Annotated in this window: 16 protein-coding genes; 8 read left to right on the top strand and 8 right to left on the bottom strand. The window is 45.6% G+C overall.

The features are described 5' to 3' along the window. Positions 1-6: 6 nt before the first annotated feature. From VM802_RS25565 to VM802_RS25555, 3 genes are all read left to right on the top strand, one after another. On the top strand, positions 7-1,062 hold the full coding sequence (locus tag VM802_RS25565; protein WP_325536040.1) for a mannonate dehydratase: 1,056 nt from the start codon (positions 7-9) through the stop codon (positions 1,060-1,062). Between the two features lie 41 nt (positions 1,063-1,103). Beyond that, positions 1,104-3,782 carry a glycoside hydrolase family 38 N-terminal domain-containing protein gene (locus VM802_RS25560; RefSeq protein ID WP_325536038.1) on the top strand — a complete coding sequence of 893 codons (2,679 nt, stop codon included), beginning with the start codon at positions 1,104-1,106 and terminating at the stop codon, positions 3,780-3,782. Positions 3,783-4,170: 388 nt separating this feature from the next. Beyond that, on the top strand, positions 4,171-4,557 hold the full coding sequence (locus tag VM802_RS25555; RefSeq protein WP_325536036.1) for a hypothetical protein: 387 nt from the start codon (positions 4,171-4,173) through the stop codon (positions 4,555-4,557). A gap of 85 nt (positions 4,558-4,642) precedes the next feature. Here the strand turns inward: VM802_RS25555 and VM802_RS25550 are convergent, their stop codons facing one another. Next, entirely contained in the window at positions 4,643-5,005 is a 363-nt protein-coding gene (locus tag VM802_RS25550; protein WP_325536034.1) for a helix-turn-helix domain-containing protein, read from the bottom strand. On the opposite strand from VM802_RS25550, the gene VM802_RS25545 reads away from it, so the two are divergent. From VM802_RS25545 to VM802_RS25530, 4 genes are all read left to right on the top strand, one after another. Then, positions 4,998-5,417, top strand: a complete 420-nt coding sequence (locus VM802_RS25545) for an amidohydrolase family protein (protein ID WP_325536032.1) — start codon at positions 4,998-5,000, stop codon at positions 5,415-5,417. The genes VM802_RS25550 and VM802_RS25545 overlap by 8 nt on opposite strands. Positions 5,418-5,474: 57 nt before the next feature. Continuing rightward, on the top strand, positions 5,475-5,738 hold the full coding sequence (locus VM802_RS25540) for a hypothetical protein (RefSeq protein ID WP_325536030.1): 264 nt from the start codon (positions 5,475-5,477) through the stop codon (positions 5,736-5,738). 12 nt (positions 5,739-5,750) lie between these two features. Continuing rightward, positions 5,751-6,059 (top strand): hypothetical protein, encoded by a 309-nt coding sequence (locus VM802_RS25535; RefSeq protein WP_325536028.1) that lies wholly within the window; start codon positions 5,751-5,753, stop codon positions 6,057-6,059. 224 nt (positions 6,060-6,283) lie between these two features. Beyond that, complete coding sequence (locus tag VM802_RS25530) at positions 6,284-8,056, top strand: response regulator (RefSeq protein ID WP_325536026.1); 1,773 nt, start codon at positions 6,284-6,286, stop codon at positions 8,054-8,056. Positions 8,057-8,153: 97 nt separating this feature from the next. Here VM802_RS25530 and VM802_RS25525 read toward each other — a convergent pair whose 3' ends face one another. After that, positions 8,154-10,541 carry a glycosyl hydrolase family 95 catalytic domain-containing protein gene (locus VM802_RS25525; protein WP_325536024.1) on the bottom strand — a complete coding sequence of 796 codons (2,388 nt, stop codon included), beginning with the start codon at positions 10,539-10,541 and terminating at the stop codon, positions 8,154-8,156. 220 nt (positions 10,542-10,761) lie between these two features. Between VM802_RS25525 and VM802_RS25520 the strand changes: the two genes are divergently transcribed. After that, positions 10,762-11,205: a DinB family protein gene (locus VM802_RS25520; protein WP_325536022.1), complete on the top strand. Its 444-nt coding sequence runs from the start codon at positions 10,762-10,764 to the stop codon at positions 11,203-11,205. Between the two features lie 20 nt (positions 11,206-11,225). Here the strand turns inward: VM802_RS25520 and VM802_RS25515 are convergent, their stop codons facing one another. From VM802_RS25515 to VM802_RS25490, 6 genes are all read right to left on the bottom strand, one after another. After that, positions 11,226-12,401, bottom strand: coding sequence for an ABC transporter permease (locus VM802_RS25515; protein ID WP_325536020.1), 1,176 nt, complete (start codon positions 12,399-12,401; stop codon positions 11,226-11,228). 6 nt (positions 12,402-12,407) lie between these two features. After that, positions 12,408-13,364 (bottom strand): HlyD family secretion protein, encoded by a 957-nt coding sequence (locus tag VM802_RS25510; RefSeq protein WP_325536018.1) that lies wholly within the window; start codon positions 13,362-13,364, stop codon positions 12,408-12,410. Between the two features lie 33 nt (positions 13,365-13,397). Then, complete coding sequence (locus VM802_RS25505; protein WP_325536016.1) at positions 13,398-14,804, bottom strand: TolC family protein; 1,407 nt, start codon at positions 14,802-14,804, stop codon at positions 13,398-13,400. A 262-nt stretch (positions 14,805-15,066) separates the two neighbouring features. Continuing rightward, complete coding sequence (locus VM802_RS25500) at positions 15,067-16,548, bottom strand: S41 family peptidase (protein WP_325536014.1); 1,482 nt, start codon at positions 16,546-16,548, stop codon at positions 15,067-15,069. A gap of 283 nt (positions 16,549-16,831) precedes the next feature. Next, positions 16,832-19,726, bottom strand: coding sequence for a glycoside hydrolase family 2 TIM barrel-domain containing protein (locus VM802_RS25495; protein WP_325536012.1), 2,895 nt, complete (start codon positions 19,724-19,726; stop codon positions 16,832-16,834). A 73-nt stretch (positions 19,727-19,799) separates the two neighbouring features. Next, complete coding sequence (locus tag VM802_RS25490; protein ID WP_325536010.1) at positions 19,800-21,377, bottom strand: RagB/SusD family nutrient uptake outer membrane protein; 1,578 nt, start codon at positions 21,375-21,377, stop codon at positions 19,800-19,802. Between the last annotated feature and the right edge of the window lie 16 nt (positions 21,378-21,393).

Below are 21,393 nucleotides of genomic sequence, written 5' to 3'. Positions count from 1 at the left end.
ATATAAATGAAATTAGGTTTGGGGCTTTACCGCCACATGCTCAACAAACAGCATTATGATTTTGCGAGGCAGTGTGGTTGCACACATCTTGTAGTACACCTGGTAGATTATTTCAACCAGGGGAACCAGGAAAATAAAAATGATCAACCCATTGGCGATAACTCCGGTTGGGGATTTGCAGGAGACCCCGGAAAGATATGGACAGTTGATGAATTGGTGCAATTGAAGAAGGAAATTAATGAAGCAGGTTTGGAACTGGAGGCCATTGAAAACTTCGATCCTGCACACTGGTACGATATACTACTGGACGGCCCCCAAAAAAAGAAGCAAATCGAGAACCTGAAACAAATCATCCGCAATGTTGGCGAAGCTGGGATTCCGGTATTTGGATACAACTTCAGTCTGGCAGGGGTAAGCAGTCGTATTACCGGAAATTTTGCCCGCGGAGGCGCCCGTTCCGTTGGTATGGATGGCGTAGACCAAAGGCCTGTCCCCAATGGTATGGTTTGGAATATGGTCTATGATAAAAATGCACCGGTAGGATTTATGCCTGAAATTACGCACGAACAATTATGGGAAAGGCTTGCATGGTTTTTAAATGAATTAATCCCTGTTGCAGAACAAGCCGGCGTAAAACTCGCAGCCCACCCCGATGATCCGCCGATGCCGTTCATAAGGAAAACGCCCCGGTTGGTTTACCAACCTCAGTTATATCAGAAATTACTGGATATTAAACCCAGCAGGAATAATATGCTGGAGTTCTGCCTTGGCTCTATTGCTGAAATGACGGAAGGAGATGTTTATCAGGCTACTGAGCAATACGCACCAAACGTTGCTTATGTGCATTTCAGAAATGTGAAAGGCAAAGTTCCTCATTATAAAGAGGTCTTCGTCGATGAGGGGGATATTGATCTGATACGGATTTTGAAAATATTTAAAGAAAAGAAATTTGATGGCGTATTTATCCCTGATCATACTCCTCAAATGAGTTGCGATGCTCCCTGGTATGCAGGTATGGCTTATACACTGGGCTATATGAAGGCGGCATTAAACTTGATTTAGAAATATCGTCCAATTATTATTCAATTCAATTCAATTCGAAAGTGAAAGAAGTAAAAGCCCTATTAATCGGTTTGGTATTATTCGTCTCTGCAGCATTTGGGCAGGCCCCAAAAAATACTAAACGGGCAAATTCAAAAGTGACCGATATCTGGGTGGTATTTAAAACTCATTTTGATCTTGGATTTACGGATTTGCCGGAAAATGTATTTAGACGCTACAGGGAAGAGATGATGGATAATGCACTGAAGACAATTGAGAGCAGTGAATCATTACCCAAAGAAATGCATTTTGCATGGACGGTTTCCGGATGGCCCCTGCAGGCGCAGATATTAGGGCCTTTACAAACACCTGAACGAAAGGCAAGAATTGAAAAAGCCATTAAATCAGGTGCTATAGCTGTACATGGTCTTCCATTTACCATGCAAACTGAATCGCTGGATTATGAAGACCTGGTGCGGGGATTGGGCTTTTCTTCTGATGTTGCAAGAAAATATGGACTGCCACTACCCATTAGTGCGAAAATGACTGATGTACCTAGTCATTCCTGGATTATGCCCACATTGCTGAAACATGCAGGCATCCGGTTTTTACAATTGGGATGTAATCCTGCCAGCCAGTATCCCAGATTCCCCGGGCTGTTTTGGTGGGAGGGGCCAGATGGTTCGAAAGTCTTATGTAATTACACCGCGTTGTATGGTTCTGATATTCGGCCTACTCCCAACTGGCCAGGTAAAAATTATCTCGCTATGCAAATGACTGGAGATAATCATGGCCCGCCTTCATCACAGGAGATCCGCAAGTTGCTGGCCTATGCGGAAAAGGAATTACCGGGTGTAAAAGTACATTTTGGAACGCTGGATGATTTTGCCAGGGCTGTATTGGCAGAGAACCCTCCGCTGCCTACTGTCAAAGGTGATTGTCCTGATACGTGGATTCATGGGGTACAGACGAATCCACAGGAAACAAAACTTGCAAGAAATATTCGTCCGATGGAATCGGCACTTGATGGGTTGCATACCCAAATGAAGGCATGGGGATTACCTGTTGGGTCCATCGCTACAGTGTTAGCAAAGGCCTACGAACAAAGCCTTTTATATGCTGAACATACCTGGGGAATGAATGCTGAATATGGCCCCCGGTATAGTTACGGAGAGGCGTGGAAAAAATGGATGCAGGAAGCAGCGGCTGAACCCCTTCCTGAAAACGGCAATTATGCGGCCCTGAAAAATAGCGACGCACAAAACACCACCACCGGAAGCAAAAGAAAATGGCTGTACTCTTATGACGTCAAACGCCAGTATATCCGCAATACAAACGATCTTGTAACCAGGGAGCTGACTAAAGATTTGAACCTCCTGGCAACATCGGTGAACAGGAGCGGAAAACGACTTGTGGTATATAACCCTTTGCCGTGGAAACGGTCCGGAATGATCGAAAACCCTTTTCAAAAGGGCAGCTATGTTTATGTAAAGGAGGTGCCACCATCCGGATATAAAACTTTTACCCCCGATGAGCTTAAAAGTGGAAATATCATCAGTGATGATCATCCTAGTTTCAACACGCCTTATTTTAACGTTGCTTTTGATTTAAAAAAGGGAGGCATTGCTTCTTTAGTTGAGAAATCTACAGGCCGGGAGCTGGTCGATCAGTCTTCAAAATATGTCTTGGGACAGTTTCTCCATGAGCGTTTTAGTGCGAATGAAGTCAATCAATGGTTTAATGCGTATAGCCGCATAAAAGATGGATGGGGATTAAATGATTTGGGGAAACCGGGGATACCCGGCGCAGATAAGATTCCCTATCTGTCATTTACCCCCCAAAGCTGGAAAATAACGATCATTCACTCCGGTGTCGCAGATATAGCAACGTTAACTACTGATGCTACAGAAGGCTATGCAAAGAATTATACGCTGACTTTCACCTTTCCCCGAAATGAGGCTTACGTAGATGTAGAATGGACTGTAAATGCCAAAACCGCAGATAAACAACCGGAAGGAGGGTGGCTTTGCTTTCCGTTTGGTGTAAAACAACCAACCTTCACCGTTGGTCGTTTAGGCGGTGCCATAGATCCGGCAAAAGATATTATTACAGGTACCAATAGGCATCTTATGGCGGTAAACACAGGCGTCGCTGTTGTAGGGCCGGATCAATCGGGTATGGCGCTATCGCCTGTAGACGCACCACTGATTAGCCTGGGGGAGTTAGGATTGTGGAAGTATTCTCTGGACTATGTGCCCGCTGTTCCGTCTGTATTTGTTAATCTTTACAATAATATGTGGAACACCAATTATGCTTTATGGCAAGATGGTTCATGGAGCGAAAGTGTTCGGGTATGGCCGTTGAATAAAGGCTCACATACTACTGACAACCTGGTACAAAATGCATGGGAGGCCCGTTTACCCTTATTAACTGCAGTTGCTGACGGCGAAGCAGGAAAAATGCCCGTTAGTAAAAGTGGAATAACTACATCAAGAAAGGGCGTGCTGATTACCGCATATGGCGAAAATCCTGACGGTGAAGGAACGATTCTGCGTCTGTGGGAACAAGCCGGTAACGGAGGTGAGTGCATAGTAAATTTGGGCCAGGAAAGTAAAGTAAAGGCCGTAGTGCCAATAGATTTGCGTGGAACTCCTGCTGGAAAGAGAATACAGGTCAACAAGGGCATATTTTCTTTTAAATTAAACAAATATGCGCCCGCATCATTTCTGCTCGCTTATTAGATGGCAGAAGATGCAAATACTGAAGTTTTTTATGATATTTTTTCAATACAGATTGTATGTAATGAATTGAAATTCATATAATTGTATGTAATCTTCCTGGTTCGTGAAATAAGAATGACTTGTAAGTTTAACTTACAAGTCATTCTTGTTTTAGTTATACGTCGTTTTGCTTGCTTGCTTTCATCATTCAATTAACAAATTTAACATAGTAAATTTCATTATTGGGTAATGCAATGCTGGCGTGCCTTCTCCGCTCATCGAGGTCTGTAGGTATTTATTGGAAACGCAAAATAATTGCTGATTGACACGCTTTTTATTGCTGATCATTTTGTCATTATCAATTTTGATCTTAGCTTTGCGGCCCTAATTATTAAATGTTCGAGCAGAAATGTGGGATAGATTTTACTTTAGAGTCATTGGCGTTTTTATTTTATTGAACGGCGCGTTATTATTATTAAAGGCCTGGATGTTAGACAATGGTGTTCACCACAATGTATTACTCTTCGGAAACTTGGCGCTGGCTTTACTTTCAGCGTTTACCTACAATATGAGCCGCAAAGGCGTACAAGCCGAAAGCAACAGCGTATTTATGCTTCGTGTCTACGGTGCAATGATCAGCAGAATGATGCTTTGCCTGGCAGGTATTACTATTTATGCTGTTATTAACAGAGCAAACACCAGTAAGTATACAATATTTATGCTGATGTTCTTCTATGCAGTATATGCTATTTGCGAGAATGTTAGCTTGCAGAAGATTGCCAGACAGGCAAAATAAAGCTTTGCTGATTATTCCACCTCCGGCTACTGAGAAGGCTTGTAAGCTTAACTTTTAAGCTTTTTGGGGGAGTAATGTGTGTGCGCTATCCTTCTCTGAACTGCGTTGGCGTAATACCTGCCTGGGCTTTAAAGAAATTGGAAAAGTACGCGTGATCTACAAAGCCGGGCTCAAATGCAATTTCTTTTATAGAATGATCTGTTGTCTGAAGCAACCGTTTTGCTTCCGGCAATACACGTTGCTGGATCAACTTGGTGGCTGATACATGCAGATTGTTTTTGCAAAGGATGTTGAGATAATTGGCAGAGATGTGCAGCTTTGATGCATAGAATCCCACCAGTTTCTCCTGCTTGTAGTATTTATCAATCAACAGATTGAATTTTGCGAGCCTTGGATTGGACTGGAACACTTTCAGATCCGTAAAAATATTCTCTGCTTCCTTGCTCACAATCGCCGCAATTACAGCCGCTCTTGCGCTGATAATCTCCTGTACTGAGTCAGACGAACTCAACTCATCCCTGATCGCATCAAATAATAAACCCAATACTGCCAATGCTATTGATGCGAAAGGCTGGCTGATGCTCCCCGCCTTCAGGGATATGCACATCCACCTCGATAAAACATTCTACGGCGGTCCATGGCAGGCTACCAGAAGAGGCCCGGGTGGTGTTAAAGGTATGATTGCCCTGGAACAGAAGATTCTTCCGGAGATGCTGGAATCCTCCACTGACCGGGCGGAAAAGCTGATGGAGTTGCTGCAATCTAAAGGCGCCAGCTTCGCCAGAAGCCATGTCAATATTGAACCTACTTCAAAATTGCAATCACTGAATAACCTGCTCAAAGCACTGGAAAATAAATAGAACTCCTTTGGCGCAGAGCTGGTGGCGTTTCCCCAACAGACAGTAGGTGGTAAGTATTTGGATAACCTGAAATTGTTCGATAATTTGCCAGGTCATGAGGCTGCCGAAGTTTGGGACATCGCATCCAAACGGTTTGCTGATGCGGCTAAAGGGGATGTACATGTTTTTTCTACTGGTGCCAAAAGATTCGGACCATATGGTGAACGCACCTGGTGGCGTATCGAGAAAAAGGCGTTGCTGAAGAATAAAAAAGTCAAAAATATTTTCAGAATGAAGAAAGATGGTACGAAGGCCAAAAATGGACATGTTCATGTACATTAATATTGATTAACTATGAATAAAAAAGAAAAAGAATACATCAAGGAACTTAAAGAGGATAAAGCAACCGGAGCAATGATAGAAGACAACAAAACCGGAGGATATAAAATCAGGGTTATCGAGCGGGGAGAACGCCTTTTTTACCAGCAGGGCAATAGAGGATTATTATGTGAGATACAGATCAGAAACGGTGCTATTTTTAGTGAATCTATTAAGGAATGGGATAATAATGAAAAAGTAACTCAGGAAGAAAAGAACCTGATTTTGGATCGGTTGAAATCATATTTCATCAACTTCCAGGGGCAAACGCCCATCGTACATTGATTGCATTTCATCGCGAGGGACCTGATCATCTGAAAAATGCAAAGAAAATAACCGAAAGCTATCCAGCTACCGGATAAATCCAGATACATATTAATCATCGTATGTATAGATACCGTTGATTATTCAGTTCAATCAAAATGACTATTTTTCCGTATTATAGCAAGGTTGAACAGAGACCGTTATATAAATGAAAACCCTAAGCATCTGACCCTAAACCCTCAAGCATGACAACCAAAGCTGTTTCTATGTTTATAAAAAATCTGCTGGATGTAGGAACTGCTGATACCAGCCTTGATGAAAAAAGAAAACATGTAATCGTCGTAAATACGCTTGCTCTGCTGACAGGCACGCTGGTATTTATATTAGGTGGCGTATTTTATTTCCTGGTTCCTTCACTATTCATACTAGTTCCGCTGCTCATTGAAGGTACAGGTATGTACCTGCTCATTGTTTTCAACGCCTATAAAAGGCATGATGCCGCCAACCTGGGCATGTTTATAATACATTATATAGCCGCTTTATACTGGACAATAGTTTTGGGTAAAGCGATTCCATACGAAGTAGTAATAGCATTTTTACTCGTCTTCCTGGTTTGCAGAGCATTTCTGATTTACAAAAACACCCTTGTAATGCAGATATGTTTTGCGTTGGTGCTATTGCTGTTTATCACGCTACAACTCAACAGTTATTTTAAGATTGTACACCCCATGGATATAGATGATCGCTCTGCGTTTATTATGCGCATCTGTACATCTTCGGGGATGCTTGCCTTTATTATATATGTCATTCTTTCCGTCAGAACAGAATTGACAACACTGATTACACAATTACAAGCTGCTAATCGGCGAATGTCAGCTACAACGTCGTTTTTGAAAGAGACATTCCACGAAATCCGGACACCACTAAACGGAGTAATTGGCGGTGTTCAACTCGTACAGTTTACGAAAGAGAAATTCCAGGGAAATGAATTCGTGACAGCCATTAATCCTGAACTGACGCGAATGTATGATGCTGCATTACTCACCAGAAATATTATTAATAATGTATTGGATTTTACAAAAATTTCTGCGGGAAAATTTAATGAAGTACGGTATGAGCGTGTAGATATTAGGCAGCTACTTGAGATGTGTGTGTCCATAAACAGGTATATTGCTACACACCGGTTGATTACTATTGATTATGACATTAGTTTGACTGTGCCGTCTTTCTTCAGTACGGATAAATTGATTTTAACAAAAGTGCTGAATAACCTCATTTCTAATGCTGCCAAGTTTGGAGATCGTAACAGTAATATGCAGTTGAAGTTATGGGTTTCAGAAGAATCTGTACTGCGGTGTAAGATAATCAGTAAAGGGGAGATCCCGCCAGAGCGTTTGAAGAAGTTATTTGAACAGTTTGAGTCAGCCCGGAACAATTTCACGGATGGTACTGGTATTGGACTGGTTATCACTAAGCAGATGCTGAATCTGCTCAATGGAGATGTAATAGCCTATAATGTAGGAGGAAATGCAGTTTTTGAATTCTGGCTGCACTTCAAAGAAGATACTATCGTACCATTTGAAGCCTTGATTCAGTCTGACGACGTAAGCGACCTGTTGAAGGGCTACAAGGTTCTGATCGTTGACGATGACGATATTAGCTTAAACCTGCTTGGAAGATTCCTGGAGGCTGCGGGCGCTACAACTGCAAAATGTACCAATGGCATAGAGGCGCTATCCATACTGCGGGAGTGCCGGCCACACCTGATTGTAACAGATACCTACATGCCCCGGATGGATGGAAAGAGTCTTATACAGAAATTACGCCTGCAACCTGATTACAATAGTATCCCTATTATAGCCATAACCGGAAATGCCTTCCTGGTGGACGGGCAAACAGAATATGACAGTCTCCGAAACGCAGGGGCAAACACTTGTATGATCAAACCAGTAATCCTTTCGGAGTTTTTACAGACTGTCCAGCAACAATTGGTAATCAGATATGAATCAATAATGTAAGAAGGCACACCAATAAATAGTATTTGCTGGCGTGCCTGCGCTGATGTACTGGTTATAGTTTAATTACTTTGCGCACCATTGTGTCTTAACACAATTACTACCTCAATTGTAACTGGCTGTTAAAGCGGTATTGCTTTCCTGCAATCATTTTGATGGCTACAGACTTATTACCGCAAACAAATGCACAACTATCGTTATGGCCTGCATGTACCACGGCGCTGACCAATACGCCATTGGCCCAGGTGACATCGAGTTTATGTCCGCCATGTATCCGCAAACCTGATAAGGTTCCACGGGGGAAGCTACTGGTGCAGGCCGGTAATAATTCCACTCGTCCTGGTTGTGAGAACACCAGCAGATCTGACAGAAGGCGTTGTAAGCTCAGTGCTGCATCGAGATTGTAGATGGAATGTTCCGGGTTGTGAGATGTCACTAGTCCATCGTAGACATAATGTCTTTGTGCAAAACGTTGAAGATTGGTCGCAACTTTTGCCGCATCATGCAGACGCGCGGCCATCAGTGCGATGTGTATTAATCCGTGTGCAGATTCAGTATCAGTGCTGAAACGCTTTGAAAGCGCTACCCTTGCAGCTTGCAACAACCGGGAATCTGAACCGGGTTGTAAGAATGCTGTTCCGGGAAATATTGGGTACAGGTGAGAGTTATGCCGGTGAGCATAATTATCCGGATAATCCGGTTGTGCCCATTCAGCCAGGGCGCCATCTGCATTGATACGGTAAGGCATTATACGATCATAGTAATACTGCCATTTGTCTGTTTGCATTTTTTCCAGGCCGAATAATCTGCCCATTTTCAACAGATGATCAAATACTTCACGTGCTACAGCAATATCGATGGTACAATCTTTTGCCAGTGTTGTTTCATTATTGCCGACATTATTTTCCGGTGATATGCCTGGAGAGATATGATAATATCCATCTTTGCCTTTTGTAAGATAGTCCTCGTAGAACTGCGCCATCTCCAGATACAGCGGTAGCACCCGTTTACGCAGGAAGGCAGTATCACCGGTGAGCATACCATGTTCATAAAACGGCATCAGGTTCCATCCCGCGCCGGAGGGCCAGTACATCCAGGGATAGCCGGCGCCGAAATGATTGAGGTAGCCTTTTTCAGGATCACTGTAATGAGGTACGAGAAAGCCCCGGCAACCAAGGTAATTTACGGCATTCAGACGCCAGGCGGGCAACAGGCGTTCCACATAACTGAAATACGATTCCGCGCATTCAGACAGATCGCCCGTAGAGATAGCAGATATAGCGAGATTCACATTGGAATCAAAAACAAAGCCTCCATTCCATGCGGGCGTCCAGCCGCCACCCCAAATGCCCTGTAGTGGCGGTGGGTACTTCCCGGAAGAAGAAATCAACAGGTAGCGTCCCATGGCATGCATCTGCTCCAGGAATAATGGCGTGGCGCCTTGCTGATGTGCATCGGCAAGCATTTTTTCAATAGGCGTGGATGCCCATTGCATTGCGCAGCCCAGATCGAGCTGCGTGCGCCTGAACATAGCCCCATGTAAAGCAGCATGTGGTTGGAGGAGGTCATCATAATTAAGCGCCAATGCCGCCAGTTCATTTTGTACCGCTACGCGTTGTGTGGTAGCGCCGTATTGCAAAGGCGTAATACGCAGCACTACAAGTATCTCGTTGGCGTTATTGATCTGTAAATCACTACTGTCTGCCGTCATGCTGCCACCCTTGATGGTAACGCGGGCCAACCCTTCATAACCGCCGGAATCGCGGGCATATTGGGCATGATAGGCGAGCCATCCACCTTTTTCTGCGAGGGTGCTGATATTACGGAAAGCCTTGCTTACGTCCACTTTATCAATCTGTCCGTGGCGGCCGGGTGTTTCATGCAGGGCAAGTGTGGTGGACAATTTTCTGCCATTGATACCACGGATGCGCATCACATTTACATTGGCTGCGCGGGAAGAAAATATATTGTATTCAACTCCACCAGCGGTGTCCTGCCAGCTACTGCGCACTTCACCGGTTTCCATGTTCATCGAACGTTTGTAGTGGTTGATGGCGCCCTGGCTGCTGGTATGTATATTGAGATCAAAAGCCGGATGTGGCGAAACCGGCCATGCCTGCGGTGCGCCCATGTCGTTCAATTGTTTGCGGGCTGCATCGGTGGCAAATGCGGCGGCGGCATCCAGTTTCCCGGAATCTACCATCTGTCTTACAGCTGGTAATAATCCGGCAATATTGGCAACCGCTATCTTGTTACGGTCCCACGCGCGAAGAAGCAATTCTTCCTGCACACAGATGATGCGTTCGTCTCCAGCTTTGCCCATCATCATCATGCCATGATGCCCGTTACCTGTGACAAAGGCATCTTCCCATTTTGTGGCCGGTTGCGCTGACCACGTGGTCCAGCGGTTATCTAAGGGTATATGTTTCGTCTGTGCAATAACAGGTACGGTAAACAATACCAGGAGGTGAAATAGCCTATGAGTCATCCTCCAAATATATAATTGGGGGCAGAGTATGTTGCTATAAGGCAAGAATATGAGCAGTATAAGTCAATATTGCATAACAATATTTAAAAATATTGACGGCTCAAACATTATGGTTGTACTTTTGATAACGTAATTCTTGAAAATATTTATACCTGGATTACCTGATATGATAATTGAGATAGAAATGGAAGCGCTTATATCAAAAGAACACTAGCAGTCTATGAAAGATTTCTTTAAAGAATTATTCGAATATAATCACCACGTCAATCAGCAATTGTGGGAGGTGCTTAATGCTAATGCAGACACGGTTTCAGAAAAAGCGTTGAAGCTATATAATCATATATTGAATGGCCACCAGATCTGGAATAACAGAATAGATGCCAGGGACACCGCTTCCGGAATATGGGATATGCACGCGCTTCAAGACTGCCGGGATATTGACAACGCAAACTATGAACATACTTTGCAGATCATCAACAAATTTGATATGAATGATCTCATTCAGCATGCCAGGATCAAAGGAAAGCCTTTCAGCAAGAAAGTCAGCGGGATATTATTTCATATCATTAATCACTCTACCTATCACAGGGCGCAAATGGCAACGGAGTTCAGGCAAAGCGGCATAGAACCTTTGATGACGGATTTTATTTTCTATGAAAAATAATAATGTCTTTATAGACATTATCATCCCTTATTTTCTTTCGCGGTCCTGAACAGGTAACGTAGTTTTATCTTTAACGCCAGCCACCCCAGAAAGGCATACACCACCACCAATATTCCCAGGTGCCTGATGTAAGGATCGGTCAGTTCAACAGATCCCTTTTGTATTAAGAGGATCTTAAAGGCCTGCAGAAAAGGTGTGAGCGGGATGATACTCGCCAGGAACTGCACAAATGCAGGCATGGCGCTGAGTGGCCAGGTAAAACCACTGATGATAAATGCGGGTGATGCAATTACCATTAATACCTGCGTCGCCTTCAGCGCATCCGGGATCAGGATGCTCACAAATACCCCCATGAAAGACGCAGCACCCACGAAGAATGCTGTCAGCCATATAAAATTCAGGATACCTTGCGGCATCGGCACATTAAAAAATAGGTGCATGAGGTAATAGATGCATACGATGAGAATGGAGAAAATCCAGATCGGAATCACCTTGATCAGCATAATGGGGAATGCCCACCGGCGCATATGGGCATATTCGGTTACGAAAGAGCCGCGCTGGAACTCAGCCGCAAAACTGATGGCCATTGCCAAAAGAATTACCTGTTGCAATACCACTGCCAGCATAGCCGGCCACATAAATATCAGGTAGTTACTGGTAGTATTGAAAAGGGTGATGTAGTTTGTTTTAAACGGTTCATATTGGGTGGCGGCCCTCACAGCAGGCATCCCCATTTTCTGAAGCCCCTTGATAGAAACCCCCGCAGAGAAAGTACCAATGGTGAGCTGCAACCCCTTGGATGCGAAGTTGGCGGTCAACATGTTACTGGTGTTAACATACACATTCACTTCCGGATATTTCTTTTGTAGGATATCGGCCTCAAAGCGTGCAGGGATCATCACTACAGCTGCGGCCTCCTTTCTGATTACTTCATCGTTGACATTGCCGGGTTCCTGCAAATATTTCAGCGTTTTGATGCTTTTGTTGTCGCCCAGCATCTCCACCAGCTGATTGGACAATGGAGTATTATCTTTATCTATAACGATAACGGGTATATTCTCCACCTTCCCGCTTTTGTACACAAAGCCAATGAGGGTGGCGTACAAAACCGGCGCCAGGAAAAAGACCGAGCGCAGGGTGGAGTTGCCAAGGAACAACTTAAACTCCCGTTTCAACAATCGGAAAAATTCTTTCATGCCTGATTATTTCAGTATAACACTTGCGTTTACCAGTATGTCTTTTACCTTGCCTGGGTCTTTAGGTACCACTTTGATCTCATAAATGGCATCCTGGGGCTGATAGTCGGGGTAGGCGGTGGTGATATCCGCGTAGCGGGTCAGTTGTTTGATATAGGCAATGGTACCATCCAGTTCTTCCTGGTTGTACGTCAGCTGTAATTTTACATCCTGGCCTTTTTTATATTTTGAGATCTTACTCTCCGGTACTGTGAACCGGAACCAGATACTGCCGGGGATGTAGCCATTGAACAATGCAAAGCCGGCAGTAGCCAGTTCCCCGGGGTTCAGACTGATTGTTTCTATTTCCATGTCGTTGGTCGCGATGATATACCGTTCAGAATACGCCACATTCGCTTCCTGTAAAGCGCCTCTGGCCTGTGAGGCCTGGCCTGCGGCCATGTTCACCTTCTCAACGCGGGTACCTCTTTTTACATCATCCAGTTCGGCAACTACCGCATCATATTGCGCTTTGGCGCCCTGCATTTTTGCATAAATTTCATCGTATGCCTGTGGCGACATGAGACTGTCGTTAAACATATTGGTGGCCCTGGTATATGATTTACGGGCGAATTCATATTGTTCCTTCAGCCCTTTGTATTTTGCCTGCAGTTGCTTCATCTGGTCGGCAGTGGCGCCGTTGCGGGCCATTTGTTCCTGCGCGGTAGCAGCGTTCACCGCTCCCTGTGCCTGTGCTATCTTAGCAGAAACTTCAGGTACATCCAGCAATGCAAGGGTATCACCTTTGTTTACCGACTGGCCTTCTTTCACATAGATATTCAGTATTCTGCCCGTCACCTTCGGGGCAAAGGATATTACATCTTTTTTTGCCTTCCCTTCAAACTGGTCAGCCCTTTCCTTTTTGGAAGAACAGCTTGCCAGCGCCAATAAACAGATTAATAATATGGGTGTAGTTACTTTCATCTTATAGTAATTAATTTGAGTAATGGTAGTGCATCAATACAATTTATTGATGTCCAGCTCCTGGGTAGATCGCATCACCTCCACAGCCGCCCTGCGCTGATTAAAAATAGCATTCTGATACTCCAGCTCCGCTGCCTCCAGGTCGTTTTCTGCTTCTATCAGCTGGGTGGATTTGGACATCCCGTATCTGAACTCTTTCTCTGCCTGTACCAATGCATTATTGGCCATTTCCTTCTCCTTCTTCTTCAGCGCGATCTGGGCATTGGCAATATCGTAGTTGGACTGGTTATTGGCCTGGTTCAACGTGAGCTTGCGAAGGGCGTCGTATTTCTGGTTCTGCAACAGTTCCCGGTCAATGCGTGCAGTCTCAATAGCGTGTTTACCTTCCCTGCCATCGAAAATCTCCCATTTAAAACCGACACCCGCCGTGAGCAAGGGGAAAATATTCAGGTTGGTAGGCCGCCAGTCCAGTTTGCGCCCGGGGTAACCAATGGCCGGAATAGGAGGGATGATATTATCCGACGACTTGATCCTGGTGCCGTAAAGACCAATATAATAAGTGGATGCCATCAATTGTACTTTGGGTATCCACCAGGTTTGTTCGGCTTTTATTTTGTAGCCGGATGCATTGATGCCATGGTCCAGTGCCCGGATTTCAGCGCGCTGCTCAATGCCTTTCCGTGGCGCCTGAAGTGCAACCGGTGCCAGTACCGGGTCAATCAACCGTAGTCTGTCCTTGGACACACCTGTCAAAACTTCCAGTTGGGTCAGCAACAATTCCTTCTTGCCCTCGTATTCAGCTACTTTGGAATCGAGCGTGGCCTGCGCCAGTTCTATTTTTTTATGGTCATAAGGAGTGATCAGGCCATATCCCAGCGCTTTGTCTGCCGTTTTACGATTGGCGTCCAGTCGCCTTTTGGCCTCGTCCAGTACTTTCCTCGATTGATGTACAAGCGCTAATTGATCATATGCCCTGGAAATGACCGTCACTACTTCGTCGGATGTTTTTTCCAGCAGAATGTTTTCTGATTGCCGCTTTTCTTCCAGAGCCTTGCTGAGTTGTTTCACTTTTCCACCGGAATACAGCAGCATTTTGGCTTCCGCTTTAGCCAGCCCCGAAAACCCGGATACGTTGATATTGTTGTTGTATTTGCCTTCGGGGATAGTCAGAAATGGTTGCAGGTTCAGCTCCGGGGAAATGACACGCGCCGTTGCATTCAGATAACCGGCCATTCCGCTTACTTCCAGGGTCGGGAGGTAAACATCTTTCAGCTTGTGCTGGTCCAATCCGGTGAGTTTGTTTTTGGTAAGCTGGGTCCTGAGGTCTGCATCCCGAACCATAGCACTGTCAAGCAGCTCCTTGAAGCCAGGCGCCGTTTGTGCTTGGACGTAGTGATAGAATAACAGCGATAGGAGCAGAAATGACAGCTTGCTTTTCATTTGATAATACGTTTTGATCTACAGATAATTGCTATATAACTTAATTACTTTGAATTAACACATAAAATAAACCAATGTTTGATTTTTTCTTCAACTGGCAGCCCCGCCCGGTCTGAGCGCATGCAGGATAAGATGAGCCATAAATGGCTACAGGGTAAACAGACAGGTTAACGCTTTGCCGGAAACAGACCGGAACGAATTCCGGTCTGCTGGCATACATATATAAGAAGCTACTGTAATAGCCGTAAGTAAATGTAGTATGTTATTTATCCTTCATGTCCAGAACAAAGGATAGCTCAGGGTCTTTACCTGCCTGTAGGTATTGAATGAAGGCAGGCAACGGTACCTCCTTGTCGGGGATCACACCATGACCATTGTCCGTAGTGGCATTAAAGAAATATATTTCGGTTCTGGGAACTGTAAGTATACTTTTAGTACCGGGGAGCAGATATTGCACGAACCACGCAGCAGTGGTAGATGCTTCGCCACTTCCTGTTTCTTTGCCTGTTATAATACCCCGTTTATTCTTTTGTACAAGGGTGGCAAAATAAGTAGCCGCAGAGATAGTACCGCCTCCGGTTAACACAAAAACACGACCATGAAATGCGTCCTTATCAGGCGGATAATTTTCCAGCAATCCTTCTTTCAACCTGGCATTACCATTATATATGCCGGAACTGTCTCTGTCGAAGCGTTGATAATAGAAATTTTTGTTGTTGCGTATATCCTCTTCCGATACACGGCGATTGCTGCCATCCACCACATATTCCGGGTAACTGATGTCAATGGTATGTGTACGGTAATTATAAATGTTGGTAAACGGCTTGTCTGAGAGAAAAGAGTATAACAGTGAGGAAATAGCAGGGTCACCGCCATAATTACTGCGAATGTCGATGATCACTTGTTTAAACTTACGTTTATTCACTTCTTTAAAAAATTTACTGAACTCCTTATATGCCTCTGCTTCACCCAGACTAAATGTGTTGACAGTAAGAACACCCGTTTGCTCATTTTCCAGAAAGTCTGTGTATATATTATAAGCCCGCTGTAACGTATTCACCGGAAGCACCCGCCGGTTTGTTGAGTGATATGCAGCTGCCGGAGCCAGAGCGGGGAGGGTAATATGACTGGTTTTACTGCTGCCGGGGTCTTTATAGACAATCTTGAAAGAACGGGCTTCAGGCGTGGTGATACCATAGTAGAACTGGAAGTCATAGTTGACCCGGTCTATGCCATTATTCGTGTATCCGTCACTGTTCGACAATCGCGATAACCGCTGGAGTATATCTTTTACAGATACGTCGTTGATGCTGAGTATTTCAGTACCAAATGGTATCTGTTCCCCCTTAATGTCGACGAACATACGCCCCCGCTCTATAATTACCGGGAATGGAAAAAAGTGCATATCGCTATAGAGCTCTTTGCTGTAATCGTTAGACGGACTTAATGATAAATGGGCGTCTCTGACAAGATTGGATGGGAGGTTTGTAAAGAATGTGTAAATAGTCGGATGGCGGATAATGTTGCTTCTTAGTGAGTCAATACTGTGCCTGAAAGTGACAGAATCGGTGAATTTATAAATGTTGGGATGTTGATGCTGTAATATCTTCGACATAAGATCAAAATCAGTAAGAAGATCTTCCTGGGTAAGTGCTGATAACTTCTTCTCTTGGGCTGACAAAGGTGCTGTGTACAGAATCGCCAGTACAGCAAGGCTCCTGAAACAGGTTTGCTTAAAGTTCATAGTGCTCCGTTTTATACTATTGATGAATGTCGCAATATTCGTAAATATTGCAACGTTGTATCATTTGCGGAAAGACAATTTTTTGTTAAAATACCGCTTGCAGGAACCGCTAAAGTTAGGATTGGGAACTATACATTTGTTCTGTTGTAAGGGGGAAGCTGTTTATATCTGTAATGGGTAAACGTAGCTTTAATGCAATGCAGCTTAGTATATTGTCCATAAAGAGAACAGCTCACCATTTTTGGTGAGCTGTTCTCTTTTATAAAGGTTGGCCAATGCCTTATCATTTTTTACTTCCATACAACGTAATCTCCTTAACAGAAACCTTACTGGTTTCAGGTTGCATTCCACTGACGCTGACACGCAAAAAACGGGCTTCCACCGCTGGAATCGTTACTGGTTTGTAATCCTGGCCAGATACTTTCTCCGGAGCTTTCACCTGTTTCCAGTCATTCCCGTCAGCAGAAACAGAAACGCTGTAGATATACCAGTCACTATCCTTGCCCCATACGATACGGCTACCGTCCAGGAGATAATTACCTTCCAGGTCTATAGTAATGGTCACCGGTAAAGCGTGGGTGCCAGCTGTCCATCCCGTAGTAGTATTATTGTCCGTGATCTTGTGAACGGATGCATCATTGGACAGCGGTGTTACGGTAACCGGTTTGTTTTGTAATGATATCTCCTGAAGATGCGGGTTGATGACCGCGTGAGCGTAATAGCCGGAGATATTTGCTTCGTCTTCACTTTTCCACGTGGCGTGGTGTCCATCGCTTACCTGTGCTGCGTCGGCAGGCAGCATGCGGAATGTTTTTGCTGCCGCTTTTATGCCCGGCGAATGGGCGCTGATAGTAATATCGCCCGCCTTCGCACCATGCCGTATAATGCCGTAAGCAATACCACCTTCCGTGGCCTGTAAGGATATGCCGGCATCGGGTATATTGCCGCCTATAAGATGGCCTTCCCCGGTAATGGCTATACGAATATCATAAGTTTGAGCGGCCTTCTTGTTGGATACAAGCGTACCATATTTGTCGCAAACCTTTACATAAAAAGGCGTCATTTCCCAGCCATTGGCCGGAGCAACAGGCTGCCCTTCAGGGATCACAATTTCGAGATGGTCTGGTTCCTGTGGGGTGCGCACCACATGCTCATGAACAGCTTTCCCATCAACAAAACCAATAGCCTTCAGTTCACCTGCTTCGTATTTCCCGGTGTGGAAAATGAAGTAGGGGCTGCCGCCTTTGGCAGCTACATGCGGTGCCATAGCAGCGTTCTGAGAACGGGTAGACTGGCCAACCAGTTGTCCGTTGCGGAAGAGCTGCACGGTATCGCAATTCGAGAATACCATAATGGAAGTGTCAGATGGCTGGTTATTGAAGCTGGCAATAAACACCATAGGACCATATACGGGGTTGCGCGCCTGCTGCATGGATTGCAGCTGGTAGTAGCCGAATTTCTCATAACGGTCAAGATCTACTACACCACTGAACGCGGTAACCGCATCGGCGCCACGGGCATAATCGTTGTAGCTCCAGACGAAATATCCGCCAATGCGAGGATGGGCGTCAAGCCCGCCGTGGTCCCAGTATCCACCTGCGGCTTCTGATGTTTCGCCGTTGAGTGCGTTCTGCCGGAGCACACATTGATTAATCATGCCCTTTTCCGTGTACATCCTGCTGGCTCTCAAACTGTTTTCCCCCGCAGCATCCGCCATCCACGAATCGCCCCATTCACGGGTAAGAAAGGGTCTGGAAGGCATAGGGTCAGAACCGTCTTCATTCACTACTTTATACGATACATTGTAATAGTCGCGGCTGCGCGCATTGAAATCGTCTGCGAGGAATAGTTGGTCGCCAGGCATCTCCTGGTGCGCCACGGACACTGCCTGCTGCATCCAGGAAGCGGGTGTGGGCGACTCATTCAGCGATGTTTCCCAGAGAAATACAGACGGGTGGTTCCTGTCCCGTCTTATCATCTCCCGTATGTCGCGGTACGTGTTATTTACAAAGAGCGGATCTTTGCTGAAGTACTGCCATCCCGGCTCGCACGCAATGACCAGCAAACCAAGCGAATCACAGGCATCAAGGAAGGCGGGCGATTGCGGGTAGTGAGCTGCCCTGACCGCATTGAAGCCGCCGCGTTTCAGCTGAACGGCATCCAGGTACTGAAGGCGGTCGGAGGCAGCATCCCCGATGTTTTGGTAAGCCTGGTGCCTGTTGGCGCCACGCAGATAGAGCCTTTCGCCGTTCAGGTAAAAGCCGTCAGGCCTGAAGGCTAAATGACGTATGCCCGTATACGTTACCAGGCTGTCTGCCAGTTTATTGTTGTTGTAAACCAGCGACACCAGCCTGTAAAGATATGGATGATCAGGATGCCATAATTGTGGCTGATGTACCTGCAACTGCTGATATAAGGTTGTGTCACCTCCCTGAAGGAGTGTAGCGCGGTTATCAGCGGATGCAACAACTACACCATGCCCGTCCAGCAGCCGGGATACCAGTCTCGCGCCTGCAGGAGCGCCTGCGTTGACAAGATGCGTATTTATTTTAACCGTGGCATGCTCCCCTGTAGCTTCTCCGCAGGAGATGAAAACACCGCCACCTGCTACCTTGCTCGCTTCCAGCGGATGGGAAATATACAATGGGCTCGTGATCAATAACCGCACATTCCGGTAGATGCCGCCGAAGTAATTGAAATCAAGCTTCGCTTGTGGCTTGCCAGGTGGCGTATGCGGGTCATCGGTATTGGAAACCCTTATGGCCAGGATATTCTGTCTGTCCCATTGCACAGCCTGGGTAATGTCTGCCACAAATCCCATATAGCCACCGGCGTGCGTAGTTATTTGCCTGCCGTTAAGAAACACCGTGCAATTAGTTTGTACGCCATCAAAGCAGATGCTGATCCTCTTTCCCCTGTCCGCCGGCGACAAACGAAAATAACGCCGGTACCAGCCAATGCCCTGGTACACCTGGTTACCGCCGTTGTGCTTTTTTTCAATACGCATCACGTGCGGAACACTGACTGCAAGCCAATCCTTATCATCCAGGCCCACATCTTCACCGTTCTTTACCTCTCCGCGGTGAAAGGCCCAGTGCGTATTGAAATCAAGTGTCTTGCGCGACTGCGCTATTGCATTGCTACCACACAGTAAAATGATGAAAAGAAAATATCTCATAGGCTAAACTAAAAAAACGAAGTCCCGCTTATCTTACAATTCGCGGGACTTCCTGTTAAATATGCTAGGTTCATCAATAACCCGGATTCTGCCCCAGGGTTTTATTCAGGTCTCTTTCTTTTTGTGGTACAGGCCAGAGGTAATCGCGGCCGGGGTTGAACAGTCTTGTTTCCACCTGAACATGATCTCCGGTGAGACTGAGTTTTCCGCTATTAGGATCTACGGTACCGAGGCGTGTGCCATACACTTCGCCATTCCTTACTGCCGGTCCTATCTGCCAGCGCTGTATATCAAACCAGCGGAGGCCTTCCAGCGCGAGTTCTACGCGGCGTTCGCGGCGTACCAGTGTGCGGAGCTTATCCTGACTGTTGTACACGGCTCTGTCAATAACGGGCATGCCTGCACGTTTTCTGACAGCGTCAATCGCATCATATACCGTGTTATCAATCACACCAGACTCTATCTGCGCCTCTGCATAGGTCAGCAGCACTTCTGCATACCTGATAACAATCATGTTCAACCCGGTATTCCACATATCCGGGAAATCAGAAAGATGAGAAGTGAACTTCTTTTCGATATAACCGGTAGGAGAGTTGTTATTGTTGTTGTAATAATCAGGACTGGAAGCATCAATGGAATTGTAGTATTTATCTTCATACTTCTGCCCGGGATAAACGATGCTGGCGGTAAGGCGCGGATCTCTGTTGGTGTACGGATCATCCGGATTATAACCGGATGCCGGATCGTCAATGGTTTTACCATTGGCCATTTCGTATGCATCCACCAGCGCCTGGGTAGGGCTCAGTGAAGACCAGCCGCCAAAGCCGGAAGAAGGCATGATGCCAATGTCGCCGTTAGGCAGATCGTTGGCTTTATACTGTACATCCAGGATCACTTCATCATTGTTTTCGAAAGCGATGCGGAACAGATCCGTGTAGCTGGGATAAAGAGAATACCCCAGGCCCATGATCTGTTTACAGTCTGCGATACAGGCTGCATAATTTTTATCGTACAGCTCAATCCTGGCTTTCAGTGAAAGTGTTGCACCTTTGGTGATGCGGCCTACGTCGCTGCCACTGTATTTTTCAGGCAGGTCAGCTGTAATAGCGGCCAGTTCATTTGTTACGAATTTACGGACGTCTTTGGCTGCTGTACTGCTCACTGCCTGCGCCTCTGCAGTAGTGAGCGATTTGGTTACTAGCGGCACATCGCCATATAGCTGCGACATGATGAAATACTGGTAAGCCCGGAGAAAACGGGCTTCTCCTTTGAAACGTTTTTTTAGCTGATCATCCATCTTCACCTGGTCGATGTTTGCAAGGAACCAGTTACATTTCTGAATGGTCGTATAATCCCATCTGTTCAGCACATTAGGGTCAGCGGGAGTGGCAGTGCCATTGCCGAGGTGCTGCAGCTTATCCCACATAAACTGGCTGTAAGTGTTATCACTTACGGCATCCATATAGAGGATATTTATATCGTTTTCCCAACCAGCGTAACAACCGTTGAGCGCTGCAGTAGCATCTTTTTCTGAAGACCAGAGCGATCCGTTACTGTAAGTATCCGTTGGTGTTTTAGCCAGGTAATCTTTCTGGCACGCCGTTGCCAGCAGAGAAGCGGAGAGAATGGTATATAATATTTTGTTTTTCATGTTGCTGATACTTGTC

The sequence above is a fragment of the Chitinophaga sp. genome (genome assembly GCF_035538455.1).
Lineage (GTDB): Bacteria > Bacteroidota > Bacteroidia > Chitinophagales > Chitinophagaceae > Chitinophaga.
This window is presented reverse-complemented; position numbering and strand designations above follow the sequence as displayed.

Bases quoted from the DNA above. Each gene is read 5' to 3' on its own strand.
- VM802_RS25565 (WP_325536040.1), top strand. From the start codon at position 7: ATGAAATTAGGTTTGGGGCTTTACCGCCACATGCTCAACAAACAGCAT.
- VM802_RS25555 (WP_325536036.1), top strand. From the start codon at position 4,171: ATGTGGGATAGATTTTACTTTAGAGTCATTGGCGTTTTTATTTTATTG.
- VM802_RS25535 (WP_325536028.1), top strand. From the start codon at position 5,751: ATGAATAAAAAAGAAAAAGAATACATCAAGGAACTTAAAGAGGATAAA.
- VM802_RS25530 (WP_325536026.1), top strand. From the start codon at position 6,284: ATGACAACCAAAGCTGTTTCTATGTTTATAAAAAATCTGCTGGATGTA.
- VM802_RS25525 (WP_325536024.1), bottom strand. From the start codon at position 10,541: ATGACTCATAGGCTATTTCACCTCCTGGTATTGTTTACCGTACCTGTT.
- VM802_RS25520 (WP_325536022.1), top strand. From the start codon at position 10,762: ATGAAAGATTTCTTTAAAGAATTATTCGAATATAATCACCACGTCAAT.
- VM802_RS25515 (WP_325536020.1), bottom strand. From the start codon at position 12,401: ATGAAAGAATTTTTCCGATTGTTGAAACGGGAGTTTAAGTTGTTCCTT.
- VM802_RS25510 (WP_325536018.1), bottom strand. From the start codon at position 13,364: ATGAAAGTAACTACACCCATATTATTAATCTGTTTATTGGCGCTGGCA.
- VM802_RS25505 (WP_325536016.1), bottom strand. From the start codon at position 14,804: ATGAAAAGCAAGCTGTCATTTCTGCTCCTATCGCTGTTATTCTATCAC.
- VM802_RS25500 (WP_325536014.1), bottom strand. From the start codon at position 16,548: ATGAACTTTAAGCAAACCTGTTTCAGGAGCCTTGCTGTACTGGCGATT.
- VM802_RS25495 (WP_325536012.1), bottom strand. From the start codon at position 19,726: ATGAGATATTTTCTTTTCATCATTTTACTGTGTGGTAGCAATGCAATA.
- VM802_RS25490 (WP_325536010.1), bottom strand. From the start codon at position 21,377: ATGAAAAACAAAATATTATATACCATTCTCTCCGCTTCTCTGCTGGCA.